This is a genomic window from Pseudidiomarina xizangensis (assembly GCF_052541995.1).
Genome location: NZ_JBOBQA010000001.1, coordinates 1,234,504 through 1,259,628, shown reverse-complemented (window position 1 = coordinate 1,259,628; position 25,125 = coordinate 1,234,504). Strand labels below are relative to the sequence as shown.

Annotated in this window: 18 protein-coding genes; 13 read left to right on the top strand and 5 right to left on the bottom strand. The window is 50.4% G+C overall.

The features are described 5' to 3' along the window. Positions 1-25 precede the first annotated feature (25 nt). Together ACQ5ES_RS06100 and ACQ5ES_RS06095 are read left to right on the top strand one after the other, a co-directional pair. A complete protein-coding gene (locus tag ACQ5ES_RS06100) occupies positions 26-1,303 on the top strand; it encodes an efflux RND transporter periplasmic adaptor subunit (protein WP_445015049.1) in 1,278 nt (425 codons plus the stop codon). Next, entirely contained in the window at positions 1,293-4,409 is a 3,117-nt protein-coding gene (locus ACQ5ES_RS06095; RefSeq protein ID WP_445015048.1) for an efflux RND transporter permease subunit, read from the top strand. Before ACQ5ES_RS06100 ends, ACQ5ES_RS06095 begins: the two co-directional genes overlap by 11 nt. Here the strand turns inward: ACQ5ES_RS06095 and ACQ5ES_RS06090 are convergent. Continuing rightward, complete coding sequence (locus ACQ5ES_RS06090) at positions 4,406-7,483, bottom strand: efflux RND transporter permease subunit (protein WP_445015047.1); 3,078 nt, start codon at positions 7,481-7,483, stop codon at positions 4,406-4,408. The two genes, ACQ5ES_RS06095 and ACQ5ES_RS06090, sit on opposite strands and share 4 nt — an antisense overlap. After that, positions 7,483-8,586, bottom strand: a complete 1,104-nt coding sequence (locus tag ACQ5ES_RS06085) for an efflux RND transporter periplasmic adaptor subunit (protein WP_445015046.1) — start codon at positions 8,584-8,586, stop codon at positions 7,483-7,485. Before ACQ5ES_RS06085 ends, ACQ5ES_RS06090 begins: the two co-directional genes overlap by 1 nt. A 196-nt stretch (positions 8,587-8,782) precedes the next feature. On the opposite strand from ACQ5ES_RS06085, the gene ACQ5ES_RS06080 reads away from it, so the two are divergent. Further along, complete coding sequence (locus tag ACQ5ES_RS06080) at positions 8,783-9,676, top strand: LysR family transcriptional regulator (protein WP_445015045.1); 894 nt, start codon at positions 8,783-8,785, stop codon at positions 9,674-9,676. 151 nt (positions 9,677-9,827) lie between these two features. Beyond that, on the top strand, positions 9,828-12,416 hold the full coding sequence (gene acnB / locus ACQ5ES_RS06075) for a bifunctional aconitate hydratase 2/2-methylisocitrate dehydratase (protein ID WP_445015044.1): 2,589 nt from the start codon (positions 9,828-9,830) through the stop codon (positions 12,414-12,416). 121 nt (positions 12,417-12,537) lie between these two features. Here the strand turns inward: acnB and ACQ5ES_RS06070 are convergent, their stop codons facing one another. After that, positions 12,538-13,452, bottom strand: coding sequence for a hypothetical protein (locus ACQ5ES_RS06070; protein ID WP_445015043.1), 915 nt, complete (start codon positions 13,450-13,452; stop codon positions 12,538-12,540). Between the two features lie 128 nt (positions 13,453-13,580). Between ACQ5ES_RS06070 and ACQ5ES_RS06065 the strand changes: the two genes are divergently transcribed. Further along, positions 13,581-13,961, top strand: coding sequence for a DUF4870 domain-containing protein (locus ACQ5ES_RS06065; protein ID WP_445015042.1), 381 nt, complete (start codon positions 13,581-13,583; stop codon positions 13,959-13,961). Between the two features lie 105 nt (positions 13,962-14,066). On the opposite strand, the gene ACQ5ES_RS06060 is transcribed toward ACQ5ES_RS06065, so the two are convergent. Further along, entirely contained in the window at positions 14,067-15,854 is a 1,788-nt protein-coding gene (locus tag ACQ5ES_RS06060; RefSeq protein WP_445015041.1) for a DUF885 domain-containing protein, read from the bottom strand. Positions 15,855-16,014: 160 nt separating this feature from the next. Here ACQ5ES_RS06060 and ACQ5ES_RS06055 point away from each other — a divergent pair, with 160 nt between their 5' ends. Next, positions 16,015-16,929, top strand: coding sequence for a Dyp-type peroxidase (locus tag ACQ5ES_RS06055; protein ID WP_445015040.1), 915 nt, complete (start codon positions 16,015-16,017; stop codon positions 16,927-16,929). A 195-nt stretch (positions 16,930-17,124) separates the two neighbouring features. Here the strand turns inward: ACQ5ES_RS06055 and argR are convergent, their stop codons facing one another. Then, positions 17,125-17,592 (bottom strand): transcriptional regulator ArgR, encoded by a 468-nt coding sequence (argR, locus tag ACQ5ES_RS06050; protein ID WP_445015039.1) that lies wholly within the window; start codon positions 17,590-17,592, stop codon positions 17,125-17,127. 183 nt (positions 17,593-17,775) lie between these two features. Between argR and mdh the strand changes: the two genes are divergently transcribed. The 7 genes from mdh to cgtA all read left to right on the top strand — a co-directional run bounded on the left by mdh (position 17,776) and on the right by cgtA (position 25,094). Continuing rightward, on the top strand, positions 17,776-18,708 hold the full coding sequence (mdh, locus tag ACQ5ES_RS06045; protein ID WP_445015038.1) for a malate dehydrogenase: 933 nt from the start codon (positions 17,776-17,778) through the stop codon (positions 18,706-18,708). Between the two features lie 76 nt (positions 18,709-18,784). Continuing rightward, positions 18,785-19,366: a rhombosortase gene (gene rrtA, locus ACQ5ES_RS06040; RefSeq protein ID WP_445015037.1), complete on the top strand. Its 582-nt coding sequence runs from the start codon at positions 18,785-18,787 to the stop codon at positions 19,364-19,366. A gap of 103 nt (positions 19,367-19,469) precedes the next feature. After that, the gene (locus tag ACQ5ES_RS06035; RefSeq protein WP_445015036.1) at positions 19,470-22,100 is read left to right on the top strand and encodes a TonB-dependent receptor plug domain-containing protein; all 2,631 of its coding nucleotides are present in this window, start codon (positions 19,470-19,472) and stop codon (positions 22,098-22,100) included. Between the two features lie 92 nt (positions 22,101-22,192). After that, positions 22,193-23,164, top strand: a complete 972-nt coding sequence (gene ispB, locus ACQ5ES_RS06030; RefSeq protein WP_445015035.1) for an octaprenyl diphosphate synthase — start codon at positions 22,193-22,195, stop codon at positions 23,162-23,164. A 110-nt stretch (positions 23,165-23,274) separates the two neighbouring features. Further along, the gene (gene rplU / locus ACQ5ES_RS06025) at positions 23,275-23,586 is read left to right on the top strand and encodes a 50S ribosomal protein L21 (protein WP_445015034.1); all 312 of its coding nucleotides are present in this window, start codon (positions 23,275-23,277) and stop codon (positions 23,584-23,586) included. Positions 23,587-23,603: 17 nt separating this feature from the next. Beyond that, the gene (gene rpmA / locus ACQ5ES_RS06020) at positions 23,604-23,861 is read left to right on the top strand and encodes a 50S ribosomal protein L27 (RefSeq protein WP_445015033.1); all 258 of its coding nucleotides are present in this window, start codon (positions 23,604-23,606) and stop codon (positions 23,859-23,861) included. 75 nt (positions 23,862-23,936) lie between these two features. Beyond that, positions 23,937-25,094: an Obg family GTPase CgtA gene (gene cgtA, locus ACQ5ES_RS06015; RefSeq protein ID WP_445015032.1), complete on the top strand. Its 1,158-nt coding sequence runs from the start codon at positions 23,937-23,939 to the stop codon at positions 25,092-25,094. The last annotated feature ends 31 nt before the right edge of the window (positions 25,095-25,125 follow it).

The following is a 25,125-nucleotide window of genomic DNA, read 5'->3' as shown; positions in this document are numbered from 1 at the left end:
TCAGTTTTTATTGCAGGAGTAAGTTATGTTTTTACAACGTTTTGTCGTGGCTTTTATTGCCCTTGTTCTTATGGTTTCTGCCGTCCCGGCACAAGATCATAGTGATCATTCCGAGCAACAACAGCAGAATGAATTAACCGCTCAAACCGAACAGACCCCCGCCGAACGGCAGCTAAACGGTGCTGCTGCTATCGAGTATGTGTGTCCGATGCATAGTCATATTGTGCGTGATGAACCAGGTACCTGTCCTATCTGTGGCATGGATCTTGAGCCGCAGCAGCCGGTGGAAGAGATTCTGGTGCAAGTTAGCGGGCAGATGCAGCAAAACTTGGGGATCACCACGGCGACTGTTGCACCGACAACTTTATGGCGTTACCTACCCACGCTGGCTACCGTGCAATGGAACGACAACGCGCGCTGGCATTTACATTCGCGGGCGTCAGGTTGGCTGGAAGAGTTGTTCGTACGCAGCGAGGGCACGCAAGTGCAGGTCGGCGATCCTCTTTACAGTATTTATAGCAGAGAGCTGGTGGTCGCCCAACAAGACTTCTTGCAAACTCTGGACACCATCAATGGATTATCCGCGCAGCAACGGCAGCGGCTGATCCGGGATGGTCGCTTACGGTTGGAACTTCTCGGTTTAACGGCTGAGCAAGTGAAGAGCATCGAACAAAGTGGTGAAATTCTTTACCGCGTGCCGGTGTATGCAAAGCACGCCGGAGTGGTTACAGCGTTGAGTGTAGCTGAGGGGATGTACGTCGAACCTGGTGTTGAGCTGATGACGGTGACCGGTGCTGACAGTGTCTGGTTGATTGCTGACGTACCAGAGCGTTATGCCGGATGGATGCGCCCGCAAGCGCCGGTCGATGTGACCTTACCGGCCGCTGGTCTGAATGCCTATGAAACCGAAATTGATTACATCTACCCAGCGCTGGACCCGGTCGCGAAGACCCAGCGGGTGCGGATTAAGCTACCGCAAAATATAGATGCCGGAAGTCTGCATGTTGGTATGCAAGCGCAAGTCGAGCTTTACGGTGGAGCGAAACGCGATGTATTGGCGGTGCCGATTAGTGCATTAATCATGACGGGTACCACTAATCGGGTGATCGTACAAACTGACGATCAGACCTTCGAACAACGCGATGTCCATGTCGGTCTGATCGTTGATGATGAAGCGGAAATCATGCATGGCTTAACCGCCGGCGAACGCGTGGTCACTTCAGGTCAGTTCTTGCTCGATTCTGAGGCAAGCCTTAAAGGCAGTCGGCTGAAAGGCAGCAGTGGAGGCGGTCATGCTCACTAATGTCATTGACTGGAGTTTGCGTAATCGCATACTTGTTCTTATTGCTGCGCTGTTAGCCGCTTGGTTCGGTTGGCGGGCGATGATCAGTACCCCCTTGGATGCCATTCCAGATTTATCCGACGTACAGGTTATTGTCAAGACACCTTATCCGGGACAAGCTCCGCAATTGGTGGAAGAACAGGTGACCTGGCCCTTGGCGAACTTGATGTTAGCCGTGCCGGGTTCAACGCAAGTGCGGGGTTATTCGTTTTTTGGTGATTCGTATCTGTACATACTGTTCGAAGAAGGCACCGATATTTATTGGGCCCGTAGCCGCGTACTTGAATATTTAAATCAAGCCAGTGAGCGTTTACCAACTGGGGTGACCCCACGTCTTGGCCCCGATGCCAGCGGCGTCGGTTGGGTATTCCAATATGCGTTGGTGGATCGTAGCGGCGAGCATCACCTTGGTGAACTCACCAGTTTGCAGGATTGGTTCCTGAAGCAAGAACTGCAAAGCGTTGAAGGGGTGTCTGAGGTGGCGACTGTCGGTGGTATGGTGCAAGCCTATCAGGTGGTAGTAGAGCCCCGTCGATTGCAGACCTATGGCCTTACTTTAGAACAAATTCAGGCAACCATAGTCGCCGCCAACCAGGAAGTCGGTGGTGGCATTGTCGAAATGGCCGAAGCTGAGTACATGGTTCGCGGCACAGGTTATATTCAGTCGCTGGAAGATTTACGCACATTACCACTGCCGGTGCAAAGCGCTGCCGGCACCAATATTACTTTGGCTGATGTGGCAACAGTGCGCCGCGGACCGGAAAGCCGCCGCGGCATTGCTGAGCTGAACGGTGAAGGCGAAGTGGTCGGTGGCATCGTGGTGATGCGCCACGGCGAAAATGCCCTCGCCACCATCGATCGCGTGCGCGACAAATTAAAAAGCCTGCAGCAGGGGCTGCCCCCTGGGGTCGAAATCGTACCGACGTACGACCGCTCTGACTTAATCCACCGGGCAGTGGATAATCTGACCACCAAGTTGATCGAAGAAATGGGCTTCGTGGCGTTAATTACCATTTTGTTTTTGCTGCATATTCGTTCCGCTATGGTGGCTATTATCACTTTGCCATTAGCGGTATTGATGAGCTTTATCGTGATGCGTTCATTGGGTATCAATGCCAACATTATGAGTTTAGGGGGGATTGCTATCGCGATTGGTGCGTTGGTGGATGCCGCCATTGTCATGGTGGAAAATGCACACAAGCATCTTGAGCACTATCGCGATAAACATGGTGAGGAACCGAAGGGCGTGGCCCATTGGCAGCTGATTCGTAATGCCACGGTGGAAGTTGGCCCGGCGCTGTTCTTGTCATTGCTGATTATCACCTTAAGTTTCGTACCGGTGTTCTCGCTGGAAGCCCAGGAAGGACGCTTGTTCGCGCCACTGGCGTACACCAAAACCTTCGCTATGGCAGCGGCAGCATTGTTAGCCATTACCCTGGTGCCGGTACTGATGGGCTACTTTGTGCGTGGCAAAATTATCAGCGAGCAACGTAACCCGCTAACCCGCGGTTTGATTTGGGTTTACCGACCGTTACTGCATGGTGTGCTGGCATGGCCTAAGTTGACCGTCGTGATCGCAGTGATGGTTGCGGTGAGCGGCTATTACCCGTTAACCAAAATGGGTAGCGAGTTTATGCCCACCATGCAGGAAGGTGATTTGCTCTACATGCCGACCACCTTACCGGGTATCAGTCCTGGTGCAGTGGGTGAGTTGTTGCAGCGTACGGACCGCTTGATCAAGCAAGTACCGGAAGTTGAGCGGGTGTTTGGTAAAACCGGACGGGCAGATACAGCGACGGATCCGGCTCCTCTGACCATGCTCGAAACCACCATTCAGTTGAAACCTGAAAGTGAGTGGCGTGAAGGCATGACCTTGCAGAAGATCATTGCACAGTTGGACGCTACGGTGCGCGTACCCGGCATTACCAATGCCTGGGTGCAACCGATAAAAACCCGCATTGATATGCTCTCGACTGGACTTAAAACGCCGTTGGGACTGAAAATTGCGGGTCCAGAGTTGGCGGCGATTCAACAAATCGGTAGTGAGCTCGAGGAACGCTTAAACAATGTTCCCGGCGTCGCTTCGGTATTTGCTGAACGCCCGGCTTCAGGGCGTTACCTGGAGATCCGGCCGCGTCTTGATGAAGCGGCGCGCTATGGTATTAATCAGGCAGCGATTCAACGGGCGATTAAGTTTGCTATTGGTGGCGCGCAGATTGCTGAAACCGTAGAAGGTACTGAACGCTACCCGATCACGTTGCGCTACCCGCGCGAATTGCGGGATCACGTTGAGCAACTCAAACAACTGCCCATTGCCAGTGCCAGTGGTACCTGGGTGACCTTAGAACAGGTTGCGGATATCGAAGTTACCGTTGGCCCGGCAATGATCCGCAGCGAAAATGCGCGACCTACGGGTTGGGTGTTTATCGATGTTGACGCCAATGTTGCCGTGGGTGACGTGATTGCTGCGGCGGAGCCGCTACTTGCTGACTATGAGCTGCCGCCGCGCTATTCGTTATCGTGGTCGGGGCAATACGAATCGATGCAACGGGTAGAGGCGAAATTAACGCAAGTGGTCCCGGTGACCCTGGCGGTGATCTTGATCTTGCTGTATTTCACTTTCCGCTCGTTTAAACAAGCGGCATTGATTATGGCCACATTACCTTTAGCTTTGACCGGTAGTCTGTGGTTCATTTGGTGGCTCGACTATAACTTGTCGATAGCAGTCATGGTGGGCATGATTGCGTTAGCTGGAGTTGCCGCCGAGTTCGGTGTGGTGATGTTGTTGTATCTCAACAATGCCTGGAAGGACCGTAAGCAACGCACTCGTGCGACACTTTATGACGCGATAGAGGAAGGTGCAGTGCTGCGTGTGCGGCCAAAAGCCATGACAGTGATCACCATCATAGCCGGTTTGCTACCCATCATGCTCACTCAAGGTACGGGGAGCGAGGTGATGCAACGCATTGCAGCACCGATGATTGGCGGTATGATATTGGCGCCATTGTTGTCGTTATTACTGTTGCCAGCGGTGTATCTACTTTGGCACCGCCGGCACCTGAATTAGTCGTAGCTATGTGGTACGCGCATCACCAGCGCGTACATCACTGGCACGACAATCAGCGTAAGCAAGGTGGCAAAGCCCAGGCCGAACATAATGACCACTGCCATGCTGACAAAGAAAGCATCAAATAACAGCGGCACCATGCCCAAAATCGTGGTGACCGCTGCCATCATTACCGGCCGTACGCGGCTGACTGCAGCATCTTCGAGCGCTTGCAGTGCGACTTTACCAGAGGCCAGCTCGACGCGAATCTGTTCGAGCAGCACCACGCCGTTTTTGATCAGCATCCCCGATAAACTTAAGAAACCGAGCAAGGCCATGAAGCCGAAAGGTTGTCCCGATAGAGCAAGCCCCAGGGTGACGCCGATAACACTTAGCGGCACCGTAGTCCACAGCACACCGGCCTGACGAATTGAGCTAAATAACAGTACAGTGATGATGAACATCACCACAAAAGCTAACGGCAGAGCCTGAAACACTGCCCCGGTCGCCTTTTTCGAAGCCTCATGCTCACCTCCCCATTGCAGCTCGTAGCCCATCGGGCGTTCAATAGCTTCGATAGCTGGGCGTATGCGTTCCAGCACCATTGCCGCAGTTTCCTCACCAAAGATATCGTGGTCGGCCATAACAGTTAGGGTGCGTTTGCGATCGCGGCGCAGAATCAGGTTATCTTCGGCAACCAAATTCATGTCACTGACCACCTGTGCCAAAGGAATATGTTGTTGTAACGCTTGTGAGTAGATTTGCAGTTCATGCCAATCGGAAATTTCGCGGCGCTCGGCAATAGGTGCACGTACTACAATCGGCATCAACACAGTGCCATCGCGAAAGAGCCCCACAGTTTGGCCACTGAAGTTACGTTTTAGCACGTCATTGACGTCGGCTTTGGTGACCCCAAGTCGACGTGCGGCGGGTTCATTGAAAACCGGTTGTAGTACCTTGGTACGCTGACGCCAGTCATTGCGTAAATTGCGAATACCGGCGTCTTTCGCCATAATCGCTTCGGCTTGTGCCGCTAACCGATGCAGTATCAAAGGGTCAGGGCCGCTAAAACGCGCCTCAATCTTAGCTGTTTGCGATGGGCCCATTTCGATCGGCTTCATTTTAAACTGCAGATCAGGCTGATGCTGGCGTAGGTAATTTCCCAAACCTTCGTGGACTGGGGCTAACGCCTCGTTCGATGCCGCACGCAGTATGATTTGACCGTAGCTTTCGTACGACTTCTCCACCATATACGTCAGCGTGAAACGCGGCGCACCGCGGCCAATCGTGCTTGCGACATAGTCCAACTGTGGGTAGGTGTCTTGCAGATAACTTTCTAGCTCAGCAACCTGCCTTGCTGTCGCCCGAATGTCGGTGCCCTGCGGATACCACACATCGACAAACAACATTGGTGTGGTCGAAGGCGGAAAGAACGATTGTTTGATGGTGGTGAATCCACCAACAGCAACAATCAGCAGCACCAACATGGCCAGCATGGTGATCTTGCGCCACTTCAGAAACCTTTGCAGCAGTCGGCGATAGCCATGGAAAAACCAGTGCTGATACACATGATCGTCGTCTTCGGGTTGTTCTTTGGCGCTTTTCGCCCGCGCATCGCGGCGATACAAAATATTGCCCAGAAAGGGCGTCAGCGTGATCGCAGTAAACCAACTTAGGAATAATGAAATAAACAGCACCCAGAACAGTGAGTTGGCATACTCGCCGCTAGCATCTTTGGAGAGCCCAATTGGCGCAAAGGCGATGACAGCAACAGCGGTGGCGCCAAGTAACGGCCAAATATTTTGTTGCACTATGACGCTCGCAGCTTGTAACCGCGACAAGCCACGTCGCACGCCAACCAGCATGCCCTCGGCAATAACAATAGCGTTATCGACCAGCATGCCGAGGGCGATAATCAATGCGCCAAGTGATACCCGTTGTAGCTGAATGTCCAACAGGTACATGAAGATAAAGCTACCCAGCACGGTAATGAGCAAAACACTGCCGATCAGTACACCGCTGCGCAATCCCATGGTGAGGAGCAGAGCGATCACGACAATGGCTACCGCCTCAGCTAGGTTAAGCAAGAAACTTTGTACCGACACCTCGACTTCAGCGGGCTGATTGTAGATGTAGTGCACGTCAATACCAATCGGCTGGGCATATTTCAACTCTGCCAAGCGTTGCTCAACGCGTTTACCCACCTCCACTACGTTTACGTCAGGTCCAAACGAGATGCCTAACCAGAGTGAGCGCTCACCGTTGTAGCGCACGAGATGTTCTGGCACCTCGCGATAGTCACGCGTTACCGTGGCGACGTCACGCAACAAGATGCGTTCGTCGGCACCGGGATTGCTGATCATCAGGTTGGCGAGGTCTGCAACTTTGTCGAACTCGCCGGTGGTGTGCAAACGAATGCGTTCATCTCCACTTAACACCCGGCCGGCATCTGAGACTACATTTTGTGTTTGCAGTAAATTCACTACCTGCTGCGGTGGAATATTGAGGTTAGCGAGCTTGCTGCGGGAAACCTCGACAATGACTTGTTCCTGTTGCTCGCCATCGACCAGAACTTTACCGACGCCTTCAACCAGCACCAGTTCGCGGCGCAGAAAGTCGGTGTAATCTTTGATGTCTTCATAGCTGTAACCACTTCCGGTAACAGCCAGCATAATGCCGTAGACGTCGGCAAAATCATCCCGCACCATAGGTTGCTGGGCGCCGGGCGGTAAACGCCGGGTCACATCGTTTACCTTGCGTCTTAACTCGTCCCAAATCTGGGGCATGTCATCGGCGCGGAGGGTGGTTTTCATGTCGATGGTGATTTGGCTGAGACCGGGTTGGGAAATCGAGCTGATGTGGTCGATATTGCCGAGTTCCTGAATGGCATTTTCCAGCCGATAGGTGACTTCCTCTTCAACCTGTTGCGCCGAAGCACCGGGGTACGCGGTAATCACCATGGCCTTTTTCAAAGTGAACTCAGGATCTTCAAGACGACCAATGTTGGTGAGCGCTAACACACCACCTACGAAAAGAAGAATCAGAACTAGCCAGCTGGTGGTGCTACGACGAATACTAAAACGAGCGATATCCATTACAAACCCCGTTCCTTAATCCAGGGGCGAACCTGCTGGCCTTCTTTGAGTGCATGCACGCCTGCAACTACGATTTGTTCATCCGTGCTAAGCCCAGCAATGATTTCGACACTGGCATCCGTCATACGTCCGATCGTAACTTCACGTTGAGATACCGTGCCTTGCGCGATCTTTGTTGTGGACGAAGGCGTAAATACCCAAACCCGTTGGCTAGAATTTACTGGTGTGGAGGTATCAGAAAACACCGCCGACGTGGGTATTAACACCCCTTGGGTTGGCTGTGTCGCCACGGCATAGGAGTCGACCCGGACCGTCGCTGACATTCCTGGCAGCACATTAAACTGCTCTGGGGTCGGCATAGTAAATACCACCTTATAGGTGTTGGTGGCCGGATCGGCTGTGGTATCCCATTCTTTTAATTTGGCGCGGAAATTCTGTTCTGGCGCTGAGGCGAAAATAACGTCCGGCTGGTAGTCGAGCTGGCGCTGCACTCGGGCAAACAACTGTTCTGGTACCCGAATACTCACGTCGATGGCATCCGCCATTTGTAAGGTAGCGATGGGCCGTTGCGGTTGCACAGTCTCAAAAGCCTCAACAAAAACATGCGCAATGGTACCGACAAAAGGTGCGCGCAATTCGGTGTAACGTAGATTTGCTTTAGCGGTTTCTAAATTTGCTCGTGCAACCTCCAGGTTAGCCTTGGTTTCGTCGAACTGCTGGCGTGAAATTACGCCCTGTTCAACCAGGCTCTCAGTGCGTTGGAACTGCGCTCGGGCAAGTTCATACCGAGCCTGCGCCTGATCTAGTACCAATTGATAGTCAGTAGGGTCTAATTTGGCGATCAATTCGCCCTGATCTACAGCCGTCCCGGGTCTAATCGGAAACGCGCTGATCTCACCGCCAACCCGAAACGCCAATTGTGCTACCTGAGCGGCTTCAATTACTGCAGGAAACTCACGAAAGCGCTGCTCGGTAAGACTACCGACTTTATGTAACTTCACCGGTTGCACCACGGCCTCAGCTTGTTGCTGTGCAGGCGCGCCATCGCAACCTACAAACATACTCAGCGACAGTGCGAGCATGAAACTTTGCCACTTGTACATCGTTACCTCTTCGCTAATAACCTATTTATTCAACTTGCATAAAGTGTAGACTTAAAATATATAAAGTAATACTGAATAAAAATTAAAAACAAGATAAGAAAATCTAAACATAAAGCGTTGTTCGCTATTCCCTGTTCGATGTTGGTTTAAACACACAACGAATCGCGAACATCCAACAACGGGTTCATGGGGTGAGATGAAACTGAATCAATTGGAGATGCTGGTGCATCTTGCTGAAACCGGATCCGTGCAGGGCGTTGCGGAATGTATGCATCGTACTCAGGCGGCGGTGAGTATGGCGCTGAAGCATCTGGAAGAAGATGCTGGCTTTGCGCTTTTTGATCGCACTGGCTACCGTTTGACGCTTACGGCGCGGGGTCGGCAGTTTTTGCGGCAGGCACGCGAAGTCATTCGTCAGCAGCAGCGCCTGCAGTCGTTAGCCGCGCAATTGCAAACTGGTGCGGAACCACAGTTACGTATCGCTTATGACTACACCTGCGCGCCATCCGTACTGTTCCCTGCTATGCATGCGGTGCAAGCAGAGTATCCAGCCACAGAGCTACTACTAAGTGGTGATTCGCAGCTGCGGGTGTTAAGAAAGATAAGCAGTGGCGAAGCTGAACTGGCGTTATCGCCATGGCTGCCAATTTTTCGACAACACGGTGATTTTGAGACTATACGGGTGCGACCCTTTGAGTTGCTCGTGGTGTGCGCCCCGGAGTTGTTAGCAGGACGGGATATTAGCCAATTGCAACGGCATGATTTGCTCGAACTACCTATGTTGATCCCACAGAATCAGGATGTCGGTATCGACCTTGACGCTATTATTCGCATGCCAGGCAAGCAGCGTATTCGGGTCAATGATTCGATTACCCAGCGCGAGTTATTACTGGCCGGTATGGGTTGGGGCATTATTCCCGGAGATCTGGTCGGGGATGCGCTGCAGCGTAAAGCCTTGCAGCGCATCGACATCCCCGGCTTCATCAATAATGTGAACTTAGAGATACACTTGGTACGATCGGCCGAACGGATAGCGGGCCCGGCGGAAGAGCTTATCTGGCGCTCCTTTGCTGTTCGCTGTTCGATTTAAACCAACAGCGAGTAGCAAAGATCGCCTTTTTGCATTCACGACATTTATGCCAGAGATTACCTTTTATGCGGTCGTATGAATTTTAATTAGGTCGCAAACCCCCTATAATTGCGCCACTTTTTTCATCCGCATAGCAAAGTAGAGGTAATCTGTGCTGCAAGACTATCGTAAGCATGTTGAAGAGCGCGCCGCTGAAGGTATCCCACCTAAACCATTAACCGCAGAACAAGTCGCTGATTTGGTCGGATTATTGAAGAACCCACCGGCCGGCGAAGCAGAGTTCCTGGTTGAGCTGTTGTCGGAGCGTGTACCTCCTGGAGTTGATGAGGCTGCCTATGTCAAAGCTGGTTTCTTGTCTGCGTTGGTTAAGGGCGAAGTATCCAGCCCGGTTATCAGCAAGCAGGACGCAGTAAAACTGCTTGGTAATATGCATGGCGGTTACAACATCGTGACGCTGGTCGACTTGTTAGATGATGCTGAGCTGGGCGAACTCGCTGCCTACGAGCTGAAGCACACCTTGTTGATGTTCGATGCTTTCCACGATGTTGAAGAGAAAATGAAAGCTGGCAACGCGCTGGCAAAAGAAGTGGTTGAATCGTGGGCTAATGCCGAATGGTTCACCAGCCGTAATGAAATGCCCGAGCAAATCAAAACGACGGTGTTCAAAGTTACTGGCGAAACCAATACCGACGACTTGTCACCAGCACCTGATGCCTGGTCACGTCCGGACATTCCTTTGCACGCTAAAGCGATGTACAAAATGCCACGTGAAGGTGTCACTGACGCAGCGAAACAGATCGAAGAACTGAAAGCCAAAGGTCACCCGATTGCCTTCGTGGGTGACGTGGTCGGCACAGGCTCTTCACGTAAATCAGCGACCAACTCGGTGCTGTGGTTCATTGGTGAAGACATGCCTGGGACGCCTAACAAGCGTGCTGGCGGTATCTGTATTGGAAGCAAAGTTGCACCGATCTTCTTCAACACGATGAAAGACGCGGGTGCGTTGGTGTTTGAAGCTGACGTTGAAAAAATGGATATGGGTGATGTGATCACCATTTATCCTTATGCCGGTAAAATTGAAAACGAAGCGGGCGATGTCATTGCTGAGTACAATTACGCTTCACGCGTCATTCTTGACGAAGTGCGTGCTGGTGGCCGTATTAACCTGATCATCGGTCGTGGTCTGACGGAAAAAGCCCGCGAATCATTAGGTCTGGGTCGTTCTGAGTTATTCCTGAAACCAGAGCAGCCTGCTGATAGCGGCAAAGGCTTTACCTTAGCGCAGAAGATGGTTGGTAAAGCTTGTGGTATGGACGGCGTACGTCCAGGCACCTATTGTGAGCCGAAGATGACCACCGTAGGTTCACAGGACACCACCGGTCCTATGACCCGTGACGAGCTGAAGGATCTGGCGTGTCTGGGTTTTACTGCTGATTTAACTATGCAGTCGTTCTGTCATACCGCAGCTTATCCCAAGCCTGTTGATATCGACACACAACACACTCTGCCAGACTTCATCATGAACCGTGGCGGTGTGTCATTGCGTCCGGGTGACGGTATCATCCACAGCTGGCTGAACCGTATGTTGTTGCCTGATACCGTGGGTACCGGCGGCGATTCGCATACGCGGTTCCCGTTGGGTATTTCCTTCCCTGCAGGTTCAGGGTTGGTCGCTTTTGCTGCCGCGACAGGCGTCATGCCGTTGGATATGCCTGAGTCAGTATTGGTGCGTTTCAAAGGTGAAATGCAACCTGGTATTACGCTGCGTGATTTGGTTCATGCGATTCCGGCGTTCGCAATTAAAGAAGGCCTGCTGACCGTTGAAAAACGCGGCAAGAAGAATGCCTTCTCTGGTCGTATTCTGGAAATCGAAGGCCTGGATCACCTGACCGTCGAGCAAGCGTTCGAGTTATCAGACGCATCTGCTGAGCGTTCTGCTGCGGGTTGTACCATCAACTTGTCAGAAGAATCAGTGGCGGAATACCTGCGTTCTAACATCACTATGTTGCGTTGGATGATTAACGAAGGTTACGGTGATGTGCGTACCCTTGAGCGTCGTGCACGTAAAATGGAAGACTGGCTGGCGAACCCTTCGTTAATGCGTGCTGATGCCGATGCTGAATACGCTGAAGTCATTGAGATCGATTTAGCGGAAATTGGTGAACCTATCGTTTGTTGCCCGAACGATCCAGACGATGCCAAGTTCTTGAGCCAGGTTGCTGGCAATAAGGTGGACGAAGTATTTATCGGTTCGTGTATGACCAACATCGGTCACTTCCGTGCAGCAGGTAAGTTGCTGGAGAAAAATACTGCGGAGCTGAACACGCGTTTGTGGATTGCGCCGCCGACCAAAATGGACGAAGCGCAGCTGCGTGAAGAGGGGTATTACAACATCTACGCTAACAACGGTGTGCGTACGGAAATGCCAGGTTGTTCATTGTGCATGGGTAACCAGGCACGGGTAGAACCGGGCGCTACCGTGTTGTCGACTTCAACGCGTAACTTCCCGAACCGCTTGGGTGATGGTGCCAATGTTTACCTGACCTCTGCGGAACTTGCTGCGGTAGGTGCTATTTTAGGTAAGTTACCAACACCAGCTGAGTATTTGGAGTACGCATCAGACATCAACTCGATGGCCGGTGAAGTTTACAAGTACCTCAACTTCGACCAGATGGACGCTTTCCGCGCCGCCGAAACCGCCGCCAAAGCCAACATCATCCCCACCATCGAAGTCGCCTAACCCCAGAAGGGGCAGCCCTTACATTGTAAAGACGAATTAAAAAGGAGGGGCTGCCCCTCCTTTTTTGTGTCCGCTATTCCAGCAGGGGCTGCCCCTTTTATTTTTTTTACAAAAGTATCCGTTAAAGCTGAGTAAGGCGGAGGTCTTTTTCGCCAGTGTACAAAGTAGTTAAAATTGAACTAAAAAATAGAGTATTAAGTGATTCATTAATGAGTTCAGTATGAACGAAATTAGACTTCGAATTTAACTCAATAAAGAATGCACTGTTCATTCGTTTGAATAGTAAATCTATTCCTAGCAGGCCATAGTGCACCGGCGAGCTCGCGGCGATCATCTCATCCAGTACTGGTTTTAGTTTCTGCAGTTGCTGCTGAATACTGAGTAGCTTTTTCTCTGCTTCAGGTAGTTCTGTTATTCGCTTCATCTTAATAGGACTATCTGGTTGATGATAGCCACGATGGTCAACTTGTATGGCAAAATCGACACTCTTCTCATCGTAAGGAGTGCCGTGAATCATCACGAAGCCATCATCGAAAACGTATAATTGTTTATTATGAATGAACACATAAGCACGCGCTGTATACTTGCGGCCTTCGTAGAGTTCTATGCCGTCAACTTGCTCTTGAATAAAATGAAACTTCGGAAGGTCCAGGCTCTTGAGCGTGTCGTTGGTGTGCCAAGTGATGCCTCGACCACCGGTCAGGTGGGTTGGTTTTACGAACCAAATAGCATCATCTTTGGGATGACTAGCGAGCGCGTCAGCGACGGAAAAATAACTTTTGGGAAAAACATCAGTGATACCAAACTTTTCAATTTTCTCAGCAATATAGCCCTTATTTTCAAAGCGTTGTATGGTCTTGTAATCAAGCAGCTGAAAGTGGTGGGACGTAATTTCTGTGTTTATACCGTAATAGTTATCCCAATAACTAAATGGTCGTAATCGCCGATAAGGCAGCAATTTACCACTGATGCGTTTAAAGGCGGCGTGTATATTGCAGCTGGCACGGTTCGTTATAATTTCGGGTCTAACGACCATAAGTTAAATCTCATGTAGAAACAGCAAGATGCTAGCATGGCGATACATAATATCTTACGCTTTATGTTGACAACTTGTGAGTATGCCGTAAGTCTAAAGCAAACATAAATTGAATAAAAAGGAAATTAATGATGGAACCTGTGCAAGAAACAACTGTGGTTATTGGACCAAGCCAAGAGGATCGTACCTATGCGATGTTGTTACACCTCTCGCAGTTTGCTGGCTATTTGATTCCATTTGCTGGACTTATCGTTCCCTTGGTTATGTGGTTAATGAAAAAAGATACTAACCCCTATATCGATGCTCACGGGAAAGTCGTTTTTAACTGGATTATTTCAGCATTTATCTGGGGCATTATCGGCGTAATATTGAGCTTTGTGATTATAGGATTTTTCTTACTGATCGCATTAGCAATTTGCCACATTATTTTCGCTATAATCGGTGCTGTACGTGCGAACGATGGCATTATTCAAAACTATCCACTTACGATTAAATTTTTCAAAGTCTAATAACAAATATCAGAGGGGGGCTGCCCCTCTTGATGTTCAGACATAAAAAAAGGAGGGGCTGCCCCTCCTTTTTAATTCGTCTTTACAATGTAAGGGCTGCCCCTTCTAAAGTTGTGAGTCGATCCAGGTGCGGATTTCCTGCTCGAGAACATCCAGCGGGATGCTACCGTTCTTGAGGACTTGGTAGTGAAATTCGCGCAGGTCGAACTTGCCGCCCAAAGCCGTTTCGGCCTCGGCGCGCAATGAGCGGATCAACATTTCCCCAAGTTTGTAGGACAATGCCTGCCCAGGCCAGGTGATATAGCGATCAATCTCGGTGCGTACGTTATGTAAGCTCAGCGCGGTATTCGCAGCCATGAACTCCATAGCCCTGGCGCGGCTCCAGCCCATGGAGTGCATGCCAGTGTCGACCACCAGGCGGGCTGCGCGCCACATTTCGTAGCTTAAGCGACCGAAATTGCTGTAAGGGTCCTGATAAAATCCAGCTTCCAAACCGAGCCATTCTGAATACAGGCCCCAACCTTCACCGAAGGCTGAAATATAAGTACGTTGGCGGTAGGAGGGTACACCTTCCATTTCTCGTGCCAACGCGCCCTGTAAGTGATGACCAGGAACAGCTTCGTGCAAGGTTAAAGCTTCAAGTTGATAAAGTGGCCGGCGATCGAGTGCGTAGGTGTTGACCCAATAGAAGCTGGCGCGATCATCGCGTGACGTACCAGCATAACGACCTGTGGTGTACTTGGGCGCAATCTCTGCGGGTACTGGTGCGACACCATAGGGCTGGCGCGGTAAATGCTTAAAGAACTTGGGCAATTCACCATCCATACGTTTGGCGATGTAGGAAGCTTCTTTCAACAGCTGTTCCGCAGAAGTTGGATAGAAACGCGGATCGGTACGTAAGAATTCGACAAATTCGTCAAAACTTCCGTCAAAGCCAGAATTCTCAATTACCACAGCCATTTCGTTACGGATGCGCGCGACTTCCGCCAGACCTTTGGCGTGGATCTCGGCTGGAGTCAGCGCTAACGTGGTGAAATGCTCGATTCTGTTTTGGTAATACGCATCACCATTCGGCAGCGCGCTGGCACCCACTGACTCACGACAGTTAGGTAAGTACTCCATCACCATAAAATCGAAGTAGCTTTGGTACGCTGGTATCACCTCATCGTCAATGACTTGTGCTGCTTCAGCCTGCAGTGACGCCCATTGGTCATCTTCGATAAATGCTGGCTGTTGCAGCAGCGGTTCAAAGAAAACGCTCTGCACAGGGTCTTGCACGATAAAAGCAGCAATGCTGTCTTCAAATCCCATCATCGCCGCTTGTGGCTGGGTGTAGCCTTCGTCCAGAGCGCGTTCGAGCCATGCGGTCTGCTCGTCCATATAACGCGGAATTGTCGCCAGTTTGGCGACATAGTTCTGGAAATCTTCGTAGCTACGCAAGGCTGTATTGCGCACCATGAATGACAAGGAACTGTGAAACCCGCCTTCGGCATTTAGTGGCATGTAATGCTCTTTAAAGTCGTAGGCGTCGACATCATTTTTGAGTCGATAGGTAAGCATGCGCCAATTGATATAGTCTTGGCGCGACAAAGCATCGACATCAACGCTCTGCAGTTCGTTGAGCCATGCACGCTGCTGTTCAGCACGGGCGGCGACGGCTGCTGCGGTCATATTCGGTAGCTCAGCGTCGAGGTCTTCACTACCCACAGGATTCTGTATGCCTTCCCAAATCCGCTCCGCCATTGTGGTAAAACGTTGGTCTTCACTTGCAACTGCACCGGTCTCTGCGGCTGCAGCAGACGCATCAGTACCTGAGGTCGTGGCGCAGCCACCTAAAAGCACGGCCAGCGAGGCCGCTATTAAAGTAGTTGTAAATCGCTGTGGTAGTCCCATAATAACTCCGCTTAAATGCTCATTTTTTTAGATAAACTTTGCTAAACTGACAAGCATTGTATGCCAGTTGGTTAGCAGCGCAAGGTGGTTGCGACCAAGCTGCATGGTTTTCCGAGCAAGTACCGATAAAAATAACGACTACATACCGGTGAGGGTACGCATGGCACAAGCGCAAAAAGGCATCTTCGCAGAGCCAAATTTGCATGGCTTAACACTATCGTTAAACGTGATGACAGATGATGTGGAGAGTGTGCGTCGTAAGTTAGCCCGAATTCCAGCTTTGCTCAATGAGCTTGATGAACGTTTTTCCGAAGCTTTACTTAGCGGTTACGTCGCTATTGGCAGTGATTATTGGGATCTTCTTTATCCGCAGCAGCGGCCCTCGCAACTGGGTCACTTCCCTGATTTACGTGACGGTGATCGGCAGGCGCCGCGTGAGCCGGTGGACCTATTACTAACGGTGCGCTCTGATCGCTTCGACGTGAATTATCACAGTGCCCGCGCGTTGCTCGAGTGGCTCGGACATGACGTTGAACTGACCGAGCAATTACCAACCTTTCGATTTATGGATGGCCGCGATCTTACCGGCTTCATCGATGCTCCCGAGAATCCGCGTGGCATCCGCCGGCGGCAACTGGCATTGATTCACGCGGACGATGATCCGGTGTTCGCCGGCGGTAGTTATTTGTACGTGCAAAAGTTCCGCCATGACTTGCGCCGCTGGGAACAACTTACGCAAGAAATGCAGGAGTTTGTGATCGGGCGTAAGAAGCTCACGGGAGAGCGCATTAGTGAAACCGTACTGCAAATGGTCTCGCATACGCAAAAAGCTAAACTCCAGAATGAGCAGGAACAACCATTAAGGATGTTGCGGCAGAACATGCCCTGGGGGGATATGCGTGAGCAGGGCTTGCTAGCGATGTACTTTTCGGGACACTCACGAGACGTATTGCAATGGTTGAAGCAGCGCTATATCGCCGATGAAAATGGTGATTACGATCCCTTGCTGGATTACACCGAAGCGGTTAGTAACGCCGCATTTTTCGCCCCCTCAGTCGACTTCCTTACACAGTAGCCCGTAGTTCTACTACGGGTAAAACCTGCCGTCACCACCCATTGTTATGCCGTCACCACCCATTGTTATGCCGGCACCACCCATTGTTATGCCGGCACCACCCATTGTTATGCCGGCACCACCCATTGTTATGCCGGCACCGGTAGACACTGCTCACTTTTATAGTTGCACCCGTAGTAGAACTACGGGCTACAGCTACACTACATTTTCAAACAGTTCTGTGACTTTCTGCAGAGTGAAGTCGATATCAGCAACCTTCACCGGCGCGATAAAAATTGTGTCGTCGCCAGCAATAGTACCGAGCACGCCTTCCTTTTGTCCGACCGAATCAAGCAAACGCGCAATCAGTTGGGCAGCGCCGGGCGAGGTACGGATGATTACCATGACGTCATTATGCTGGATATCCAGAACCAGTTGCGATAACGGCGCACGGGTTGACGGAATGCCGAGTTCGGCAGGTAAGCAGTAAACCATCTCTTGACGCGCATTACGGGTGCGAACAGCACCATACTTGCTAAGCAAACGCGACACTTTGGATTGACTGATGTTATCAAAGCCACGCTCCTTCATGGCATCAACAATGTCACTTTGCGAGCCATAACGTTCTTCTTTCAATAGCCCTTTAAAGATATCGATCATCGCATCTGGTTTCGCTTGAGTCATGGTGCAAGGTGGCCTCTTGAGTTCATTTCGATAACCTAGGTAAGCGCAAGCCAACCCTTTGAAAGGTCAGTCTATCGCAAAACCCCGAAAACGCCTAGCCAGCCGCCTCTCGGTTGTAATTTGGACGGTTTTGGAGTACTCTCTCGGCATCAAAATTTCCCTAACAACTGGATGGAGTCTGAGATGAAAGTTGCAGTTTTAGGTGCAGCTGGCGGTATCGGCCAAGCACTATCATTACTTTTGAAAACCCAATTACCTGCTGGATCTGAGTTGGCGCTGTACGATGTTGCGCCGGTAGTACCAGGCGTTGCTGTTGATCTCAGCCACATCCCTACTGCAGTCAACGTAAAAGGCTACGCTAAAGACGACCTGGCGCCCGCGTTGGTCGGTGCGGATATCGTTTTGATTCCTGCTGGCGTACCACGTAAACCTGGCATGGATCGTTCAGACTTGTTTAATATCAACGCAGGCATCGTGGTAAATTTGATTGAAGCGATTGCCGATAACTGCCCAGACGCAGCGATTGGTATTATCACTAACCCAGTAAACACGACTGTTGCTATCGCCAAGCGGGTGCTGGAGCAGAAAGGCGTTTACAACAAAAACAAATTGTTTGGTGTTACCACGCTTGACGTGATCCGTTCGGAAACCTTCGTGGCGGAAATTCACGGTAAGAACCCTACTGAAGTTCAGGTTCCAGTGATTGGTGGCCATAGCGGTACCACAATTCTGCCATTGTTGTCGCAGACAGGTCTGGATTTCTCTGACGAGCAAATCGAGCAACTCACTCACCGCATTCAAAACGCCGGTACTGAAGTTGTTGAAGCAAAAGCCGGTGGCGGTTCTGCAACCCTGTCTATGGGTCAGGCTGCAGCACGTTTTTGCTTGTCATTAGTGAAAGCCTTGCAAGGCGACGACAGCGTAGTTGAATGCACTTACGTTGAAACTGATGGTAAAGATGCGTTGTTCTTTGCTCACCCGGTACGTTTAGGGCCTAACGGCGTAGAAGAAATTCTCCCTTACGGTCAATTAAGTGCGTTTGAGGAAAAAGCCAAGGCAGCAATGCTTGACGGTTTGAAAGGCGACATCCAATCCGGTTTGGATTTCGTAAAATAAAGCGTATTAAAGCGCATTGCAAAGCACCGTCGTTGGAGAACATCCAATGCGGTGCTTTTTTGTTTGGGGGCGATCAATGAAACTTCATTTACCGTTACGGGTGGCGACGTTGTGGCCTTTGCTGACTTTAACGGTACTTATGTTGGCTATAATGCTGCTGCCATCCGCTTGGCAAGAGCAGCTGGTCATGTCGCGCAGTTCTCTGGAACAAGGCGGCTGGTGGCAACTCGCTAGTTCGCAGTTGGTGCACCACAGCTGGTCACATTTTGGCGTTAATCTGGCAGGACTATTGCTGTGGTGGCTGCTCTATGCTGAATCACTAGAGGTAAAATTCTGGTGGATAGGGTTTTTCTTAATGCTACTTACGAGCAGTACAGCGCAATGGCTGTTTGATCCTTCTGTGCAATTTTATGCTGGATTTTCCGGGACTCTGTACGGGTTATTCACCTGGGGAGCAATACGTGATTGTTTGGAACGTCGTTGGACGGGCGCCATCATCCTCGCAGGAATTATTTTTAAACTAATCTGGGACGCTACCACGCAGCAAAGTGCGGGAGGAATCGCCGTAGTTGCACATTTAGGAGGAGTCATTGCTGCGGTTATTTTCGCCATTTGTCATTATACCTACTCACGATTAAGTGTAGACTTTCGTCGATAAACGACATTAATTGCTTGTTTTTTCACCTTTGTTGGCTTATGAATAGTTATACTATGAGTAAAATCATAGATCAAAAATAATACTAACAACAAGGGAGAAAACTATGGGTACATCAACTTTAACCCATTATAAGTCACCGCTGGCGTTAGCCATCCAGTTGGCAGTTTTAGCCATTGGCGCCAGTTCTATTCTTAGCTCAAATGTGTACGCGCAAACCTCGCCAACCGACGAATCTGAAGAACAACAAGTCAAGGCTGATGAACGTATTGCGGTTGTCGGAACGCGTTCAGCGCCTAGGTCCGTTGGCGAGTCAGCGGTGCCACTGGATATCATCGGTGCTGACGAACTTCTTGATCAGGGCTCAACTGACTTGATGAATATGATGAGCACGGTCGTGCCGTCATTTAATGTCAACGACCAACCTATCAATGACGCATCGACACTGGTTCGCCCGGCAAACTTGCGGGGCTTGGCCTCGGATCACACCTTAGTGCTTTGGAATGGTAAACGCCGTCATCGTAGTGCGGTCATTACCTTCCTGGGTGGTGGACTATCCGACGGTGCACAAGGGCCTGATATTTCAACGCTACCTGCTATTGCGTTGAAGCAGGTTGAAGTATTACGTGATGGTGCGGCGGCGCAGTATGGCTCTGATGCCATAGCCGGGGTTATCAACTTTGTCTTAAAAGATGCATCAGAAGGTGGTGCTGCAGAGGCGCGTTATGGAACCACCGCGGAAGGTGATGGGGATATGTTCCAAGTTGGCGCCAATATTGGTATGCCACTTTCAGAAAAAGGCTTTGCCAATTTTAGCATGGAATACAAAACTGCTGACCCCACCAGCCGCAGTGTACAGCGTGATGACGCCGCAGCGCTGATTAGCGCAGGCAATAGCTTTGTCGAAGACCCCGCGCAAATTTGGGGTACTCCGGAAATTAAATATGACCTTAAATTCCTCGGTAATTTTGGTGTCGATTTAGGTAACCAAAACGAAGCCTATCTTTATGCAAATTATGCCGAGCGGGAAATCGAAGGTGGTTTCTATTATCGGAACCCACACACGCGTGGCGGCGTTTATGATGGCGGCACCGATGGCGATGGAAATCACTTATTACTTGTTGGTGATCTTGACGGCGTCGGTACTGGTATTGATTGCCCACAAGTACGGATTGGCGATAATGTGCTCGAAAGCCCGAACTATCAACTTATTGCAGATAATTCCACAGCCGTCGGCGCGAATTGTTTTGCGTTTAATGAAATGAATCCGGGTGGGTTCACACCGCGCTTCGGCGGTATTGTCACTGACGCAGCATTTGTTGCCGGAACACGTGGTTATTGGCCGGATGACTGGGCCTATGATGTGAGTATTGGGGTTGGCTATTCGCGTATCGAATACCTTATCAGTAATACGGTGAATCCAAGTTTAGGTCCAGATACTCCGACGAGTTTTGAGCCTGGAGCAGCCAGTCAGTTGGAGAAAAATTTCAATTTTGATGTTAGTAAACCCATAGATCTAGATGGTTTTTACGATCCGATCAATTTTGCAGCGGGTATCGAATACCGCCGCGAAACCTTTAAACAAGAAATCGGCGACCCAGCTTCGTTTGCGGTCGGTCCGTTAGCCTTTGACCCTGCTACAGGAACCTCGCAAGGGTTTGGTATCGGTTCCAATGGTTTCCCTGGAATCAAACCTGAAGCTGCCGGTGAATGGAGTCGCGGTAACTGGGCGTTGTATATGGATGCGGAAACTCACCTGAGTATGGATTTCATGGTTGGCGTTGCGGTTCGTTATGAGGACTTTACCGATTTTGGTGAAACCCTGAACGGTAAGCTTTCAGCACGCTGGCAAATGAGCGATTACTGGGCGCTGCGCGGTGCTGTCAGTACTGGCTTTAAGGCACCGACGGTCGGTCAAAGTAATGTCGTTAACGTGACCACAGCCTTCGTGGGTAATGAGTTACAAGATCAAGCCCTGTTGCCACCAACAAATCCGATTGCAGCGTTAAAAGGTGGTCAACCGTTGGAGCCTGAGAAATCCACTTCTTATAGTTTGGGTTTAGTCGGTGAATTCGACAATGGTTTGTACTTAACTATTGATTATTTCAATGTCGAAGTAAGCGATCGACTAAGTCGGACTTCCGCGATTCCGCTGACTCCAGCTGACATTCAAGCCTTATTGGAATTAGGAATTCGTGACGCAACGTCTTACAGTAGTGTGGTGTATTTTGCTAATGACTTTCAAACTACAACTCAGGGCATTGATGTTGTCGCCAATTACGGCCATGACCTGTGGCAAGGTGACATGAAGTATTCACTGGCGTACAACTGGACGGATACCACAGTGGATGAATTTAACCCGGCATTCCTGAACCTTGCCAAGGTGCAAATGTTAGAAGACAACCTGCCAGCGCACCGAGCTACAGTAACCTTTGATTGGGAAAAGGATGCTATTGATACGTTAGTTCGGATCAACTACTTCGGCGAGTACTATGAGGACCATGTTGATGCTGGTGGTGGCTTGGATATCTTTGCGGGTGCAGAAACCACTGTTGATTTTGAAGTTGGTTACAGCTTCAACGAAGGTTGGAAGCTTGCCGGCGGTGCTAAAAATCTGTTTGATGAACGTCCTGATATCAATCCATATTCCGGCTTAGTAGGTTCAAAATACCCACCAACATCGCCAATGGGCGTGAACGGCGGATTTTATTACGCACGGATACAATACCTGTTTTAACAAAAGAACTTGATATTTCGGCAAGGGCGGGGTCGACCCCGCCCTTTTTTCTTTGTAAAATCTTTACTTCAAACCATAGCTAGCGTTGCAGAATGAAGTTATCTGAAATTAATGCGTTAATGGCCGCCGACATGAACGGTGTTAACCAACTGATCGGGGCTGAACTACAATCAGATGTTGCCCTAATTAATCAGCTTGGCCTGTACATTGTTAACAGTGGCGGCAAGCGTTTGCGACCCTTGCTCGCAGTGACCGCAGCGCGTGCCGTTGGCTATCGGGGCCAGGGGCATTTGACACTCGCCACCATCATCGAATTCATTCACACCGCGACCTTACTCCACGATGACGTGGTCGATGCATCGGAATTACGGCGTGGGCAGGAAACTGCCAATGCTGTATTCGGCAACGAAGCTAGCGTATTGGTAGGAGACTTTCTTTACACTCGTGCCTTTCAGTTGATGGTGACGCTGGATTCGATGAAAGTGATGAAGATTTTAGCTGATGCCACAAATATTATTTCTGAAGGCGAAGTGTTACAGCTAATGAACTGCAACGACCCGGACACCACCGAAGAAAGTTATTTCGGTGTGATTTACGGCAAAACCGGCAAGCTGTTCGAGGCAGCCACTCAGTTAGGAGCTGTGCTGGCTGAGCAGTCACTGGAGATGGAAGATACCTTAGCAGCTTATGGTCGTCATCTCGGCACCGCCTTCCAGTTGGTCGATGATCTACTTGATTACACCGCCGACAGTGAGGTTATGGGCAAGCAAGCGGGTGATGATTTGGCCGAAGGTAAACCGACTTTACCGTTGTTGTACGCGATGTGGCACGGCAATGAGCAAGAAGCTAGCTTGATTCGCAAGACGATAGAGCAGGGCGATGGGCGCCAACATTTACAAACGATTTTGCAAGCGATGCAACGCACCGGTGCTTTAGATTACACCCGCGATCGCGCCTTGGTTGAGGCTAAGCTAGCCCAACAGCAGCTGGCGACGCTGCCGCCATCTAAACACCGTGACGCTTTGCATGCACTCGCCGACATCGCTGTCGATCGCTTGGCCTAAAAGCAAACAGCAAACATCGCTTTTTACTCTTTACTCAGGCGGGGAGTTTATATATAATTCGCGCCCTGATTTAAATCTAACGTGCCCATAAGGGTGAATCGGAGAAAACTATGTACGCAGTATTCCAAAGTGGCGGTAAGCAGCACCGTGTGACTGAAGGCCAAATCGTCCGCCTGGAAAAGCTGGAAGCAGCCACCGGTGAAGTGGTTGAGTTCGACGAGGTATTAATGATGTCGAACGGCGATGACGTGAAAATCGGCGCGCCTTTTGTTTCTGGTGGATCCGTAAAAGCGGAAGTCGTCAACCATGGTCGTGCTGACAAAGTGAACATTATTAAGTTCCGCCGTCGTAAGCACCACATGAAACATCAAGGTCATCGTCAGTGGTTCACTGAAGTGAAGATCACTGGTTTTAACGGTTAATTAAGGAGTAACGACACATGGCACACAAAAAAGCTGGTGGTTCAACCAAGAACGGTCGTGACTCAGAGAGTAAACGTCTGGGTGTAAAACGCTTCGGTGGTGAGTCAGTTTTAGCTGGTAGCATCATCGTTCGTCAACGTGGTACTCGATTCCACGCTGGTGATAATGTCGGTATTGGTCGCGACCACACTTTATTCGCGCTTAGCGACGGTAAAGTTTCTTTTGCGGAGAAAGGTCCTAAAAACCGCAAATTCGTTAGCATCGTTACTGACTAATTCAGGCGAGTTAACGCAAAACATAGAAACCCCGTCCTGTGTGGCGGGGTTTTTTTATAGTGGCAGGTAAAAAGTATGAAGTTTGTAGATGAAGCTGACATTCGAGTTGAAGCGGGCGACGGCGGTAACGGCGTAGTAAGTTTTCGACGCGAAAAATATATCCCCAAAGGTGGCCCCGACGGTGGTGACGGTGGCGATGGCGGCGATGTTTATCTAGAAGCCGACGAAAACCTGAACACACTTATCGATTACCGCTTCGAGCGCATCCACCGTGCGCAACGCGGACAAAATGGTATGGGTAAAAACTGTACCGGTAAACGCGGCGAAGACATCGTCTTGAAAGTACCTGTCGGTACCCGTGCCACAGATGAAGAAACCGGCGAAGTGTTGAGTGACTTAACTCGCCACGGCATGTGCCGGATGGTTGCCAAAGGTGGATTTCATGGCCTTGGTAACGCGCGCTTTAAAAGCAGTACGAACCGTGCGCCACGGCAGAAAACCATGGGCACGCCAGGTGAGATCCGTAGTCTCAAACTAGAATTGATGTTGCTTGCCGACGTCGGCCTGTTAGGCATGCCAAATGCTGGGAAGTCGACGTTCATTCGTTCGGTGTCCGCTGCGAAACCGAAAGTCGCCGACTATCCGTTTACTACCTTGGTTCCTAACCTCGGTGTAGTGCGCCCGGTGCATCATGCCAGCTTTGTGATAGCCGATATTCCCGGGCTAATTGAGGGTGCTGCTGAAGGGGCAGGCTTAGGTATTCAGTTTCTGAAACACCTCGAGCGCTGCGGGCTATTGTTGCATCTTGTCGATTTAGCACCTTATGATGGTACTGATCCAGCAACACAAGCAATGACCATTGTCAGTGAGCTGGAAAAATACAGTCCGAAACTCGCGTCTAAACCACGTTGGTTGGTGGTCAACAAGGTTGACCTGCTGACTGACGAAGAAGTTGAAGAGCGTATTGCCGAACTGACTGAAGCACTGGAATGGGAAGGTCCGGTGTATCAGATTTCCGCGCTAAGCGGCAAAGGTACCGAGCAGCTCTGTAAAGAAATCATGAGCTACCTGGAACAATTACCTAAAGCGTCAGCGGAAGAGCAAGCGCAAGCCGCAACCGAGTTTAAATGGGACAACTATCATCAAGAGCAGCTGGAAGCTTATGATGAAGACGATGATGATGACGACGACGACGACGACGATTACGACGTCGAAGTGGTTTATCAGAAGTAAAAAAACGTTAATTGCTGTTTGATGTTAGTTT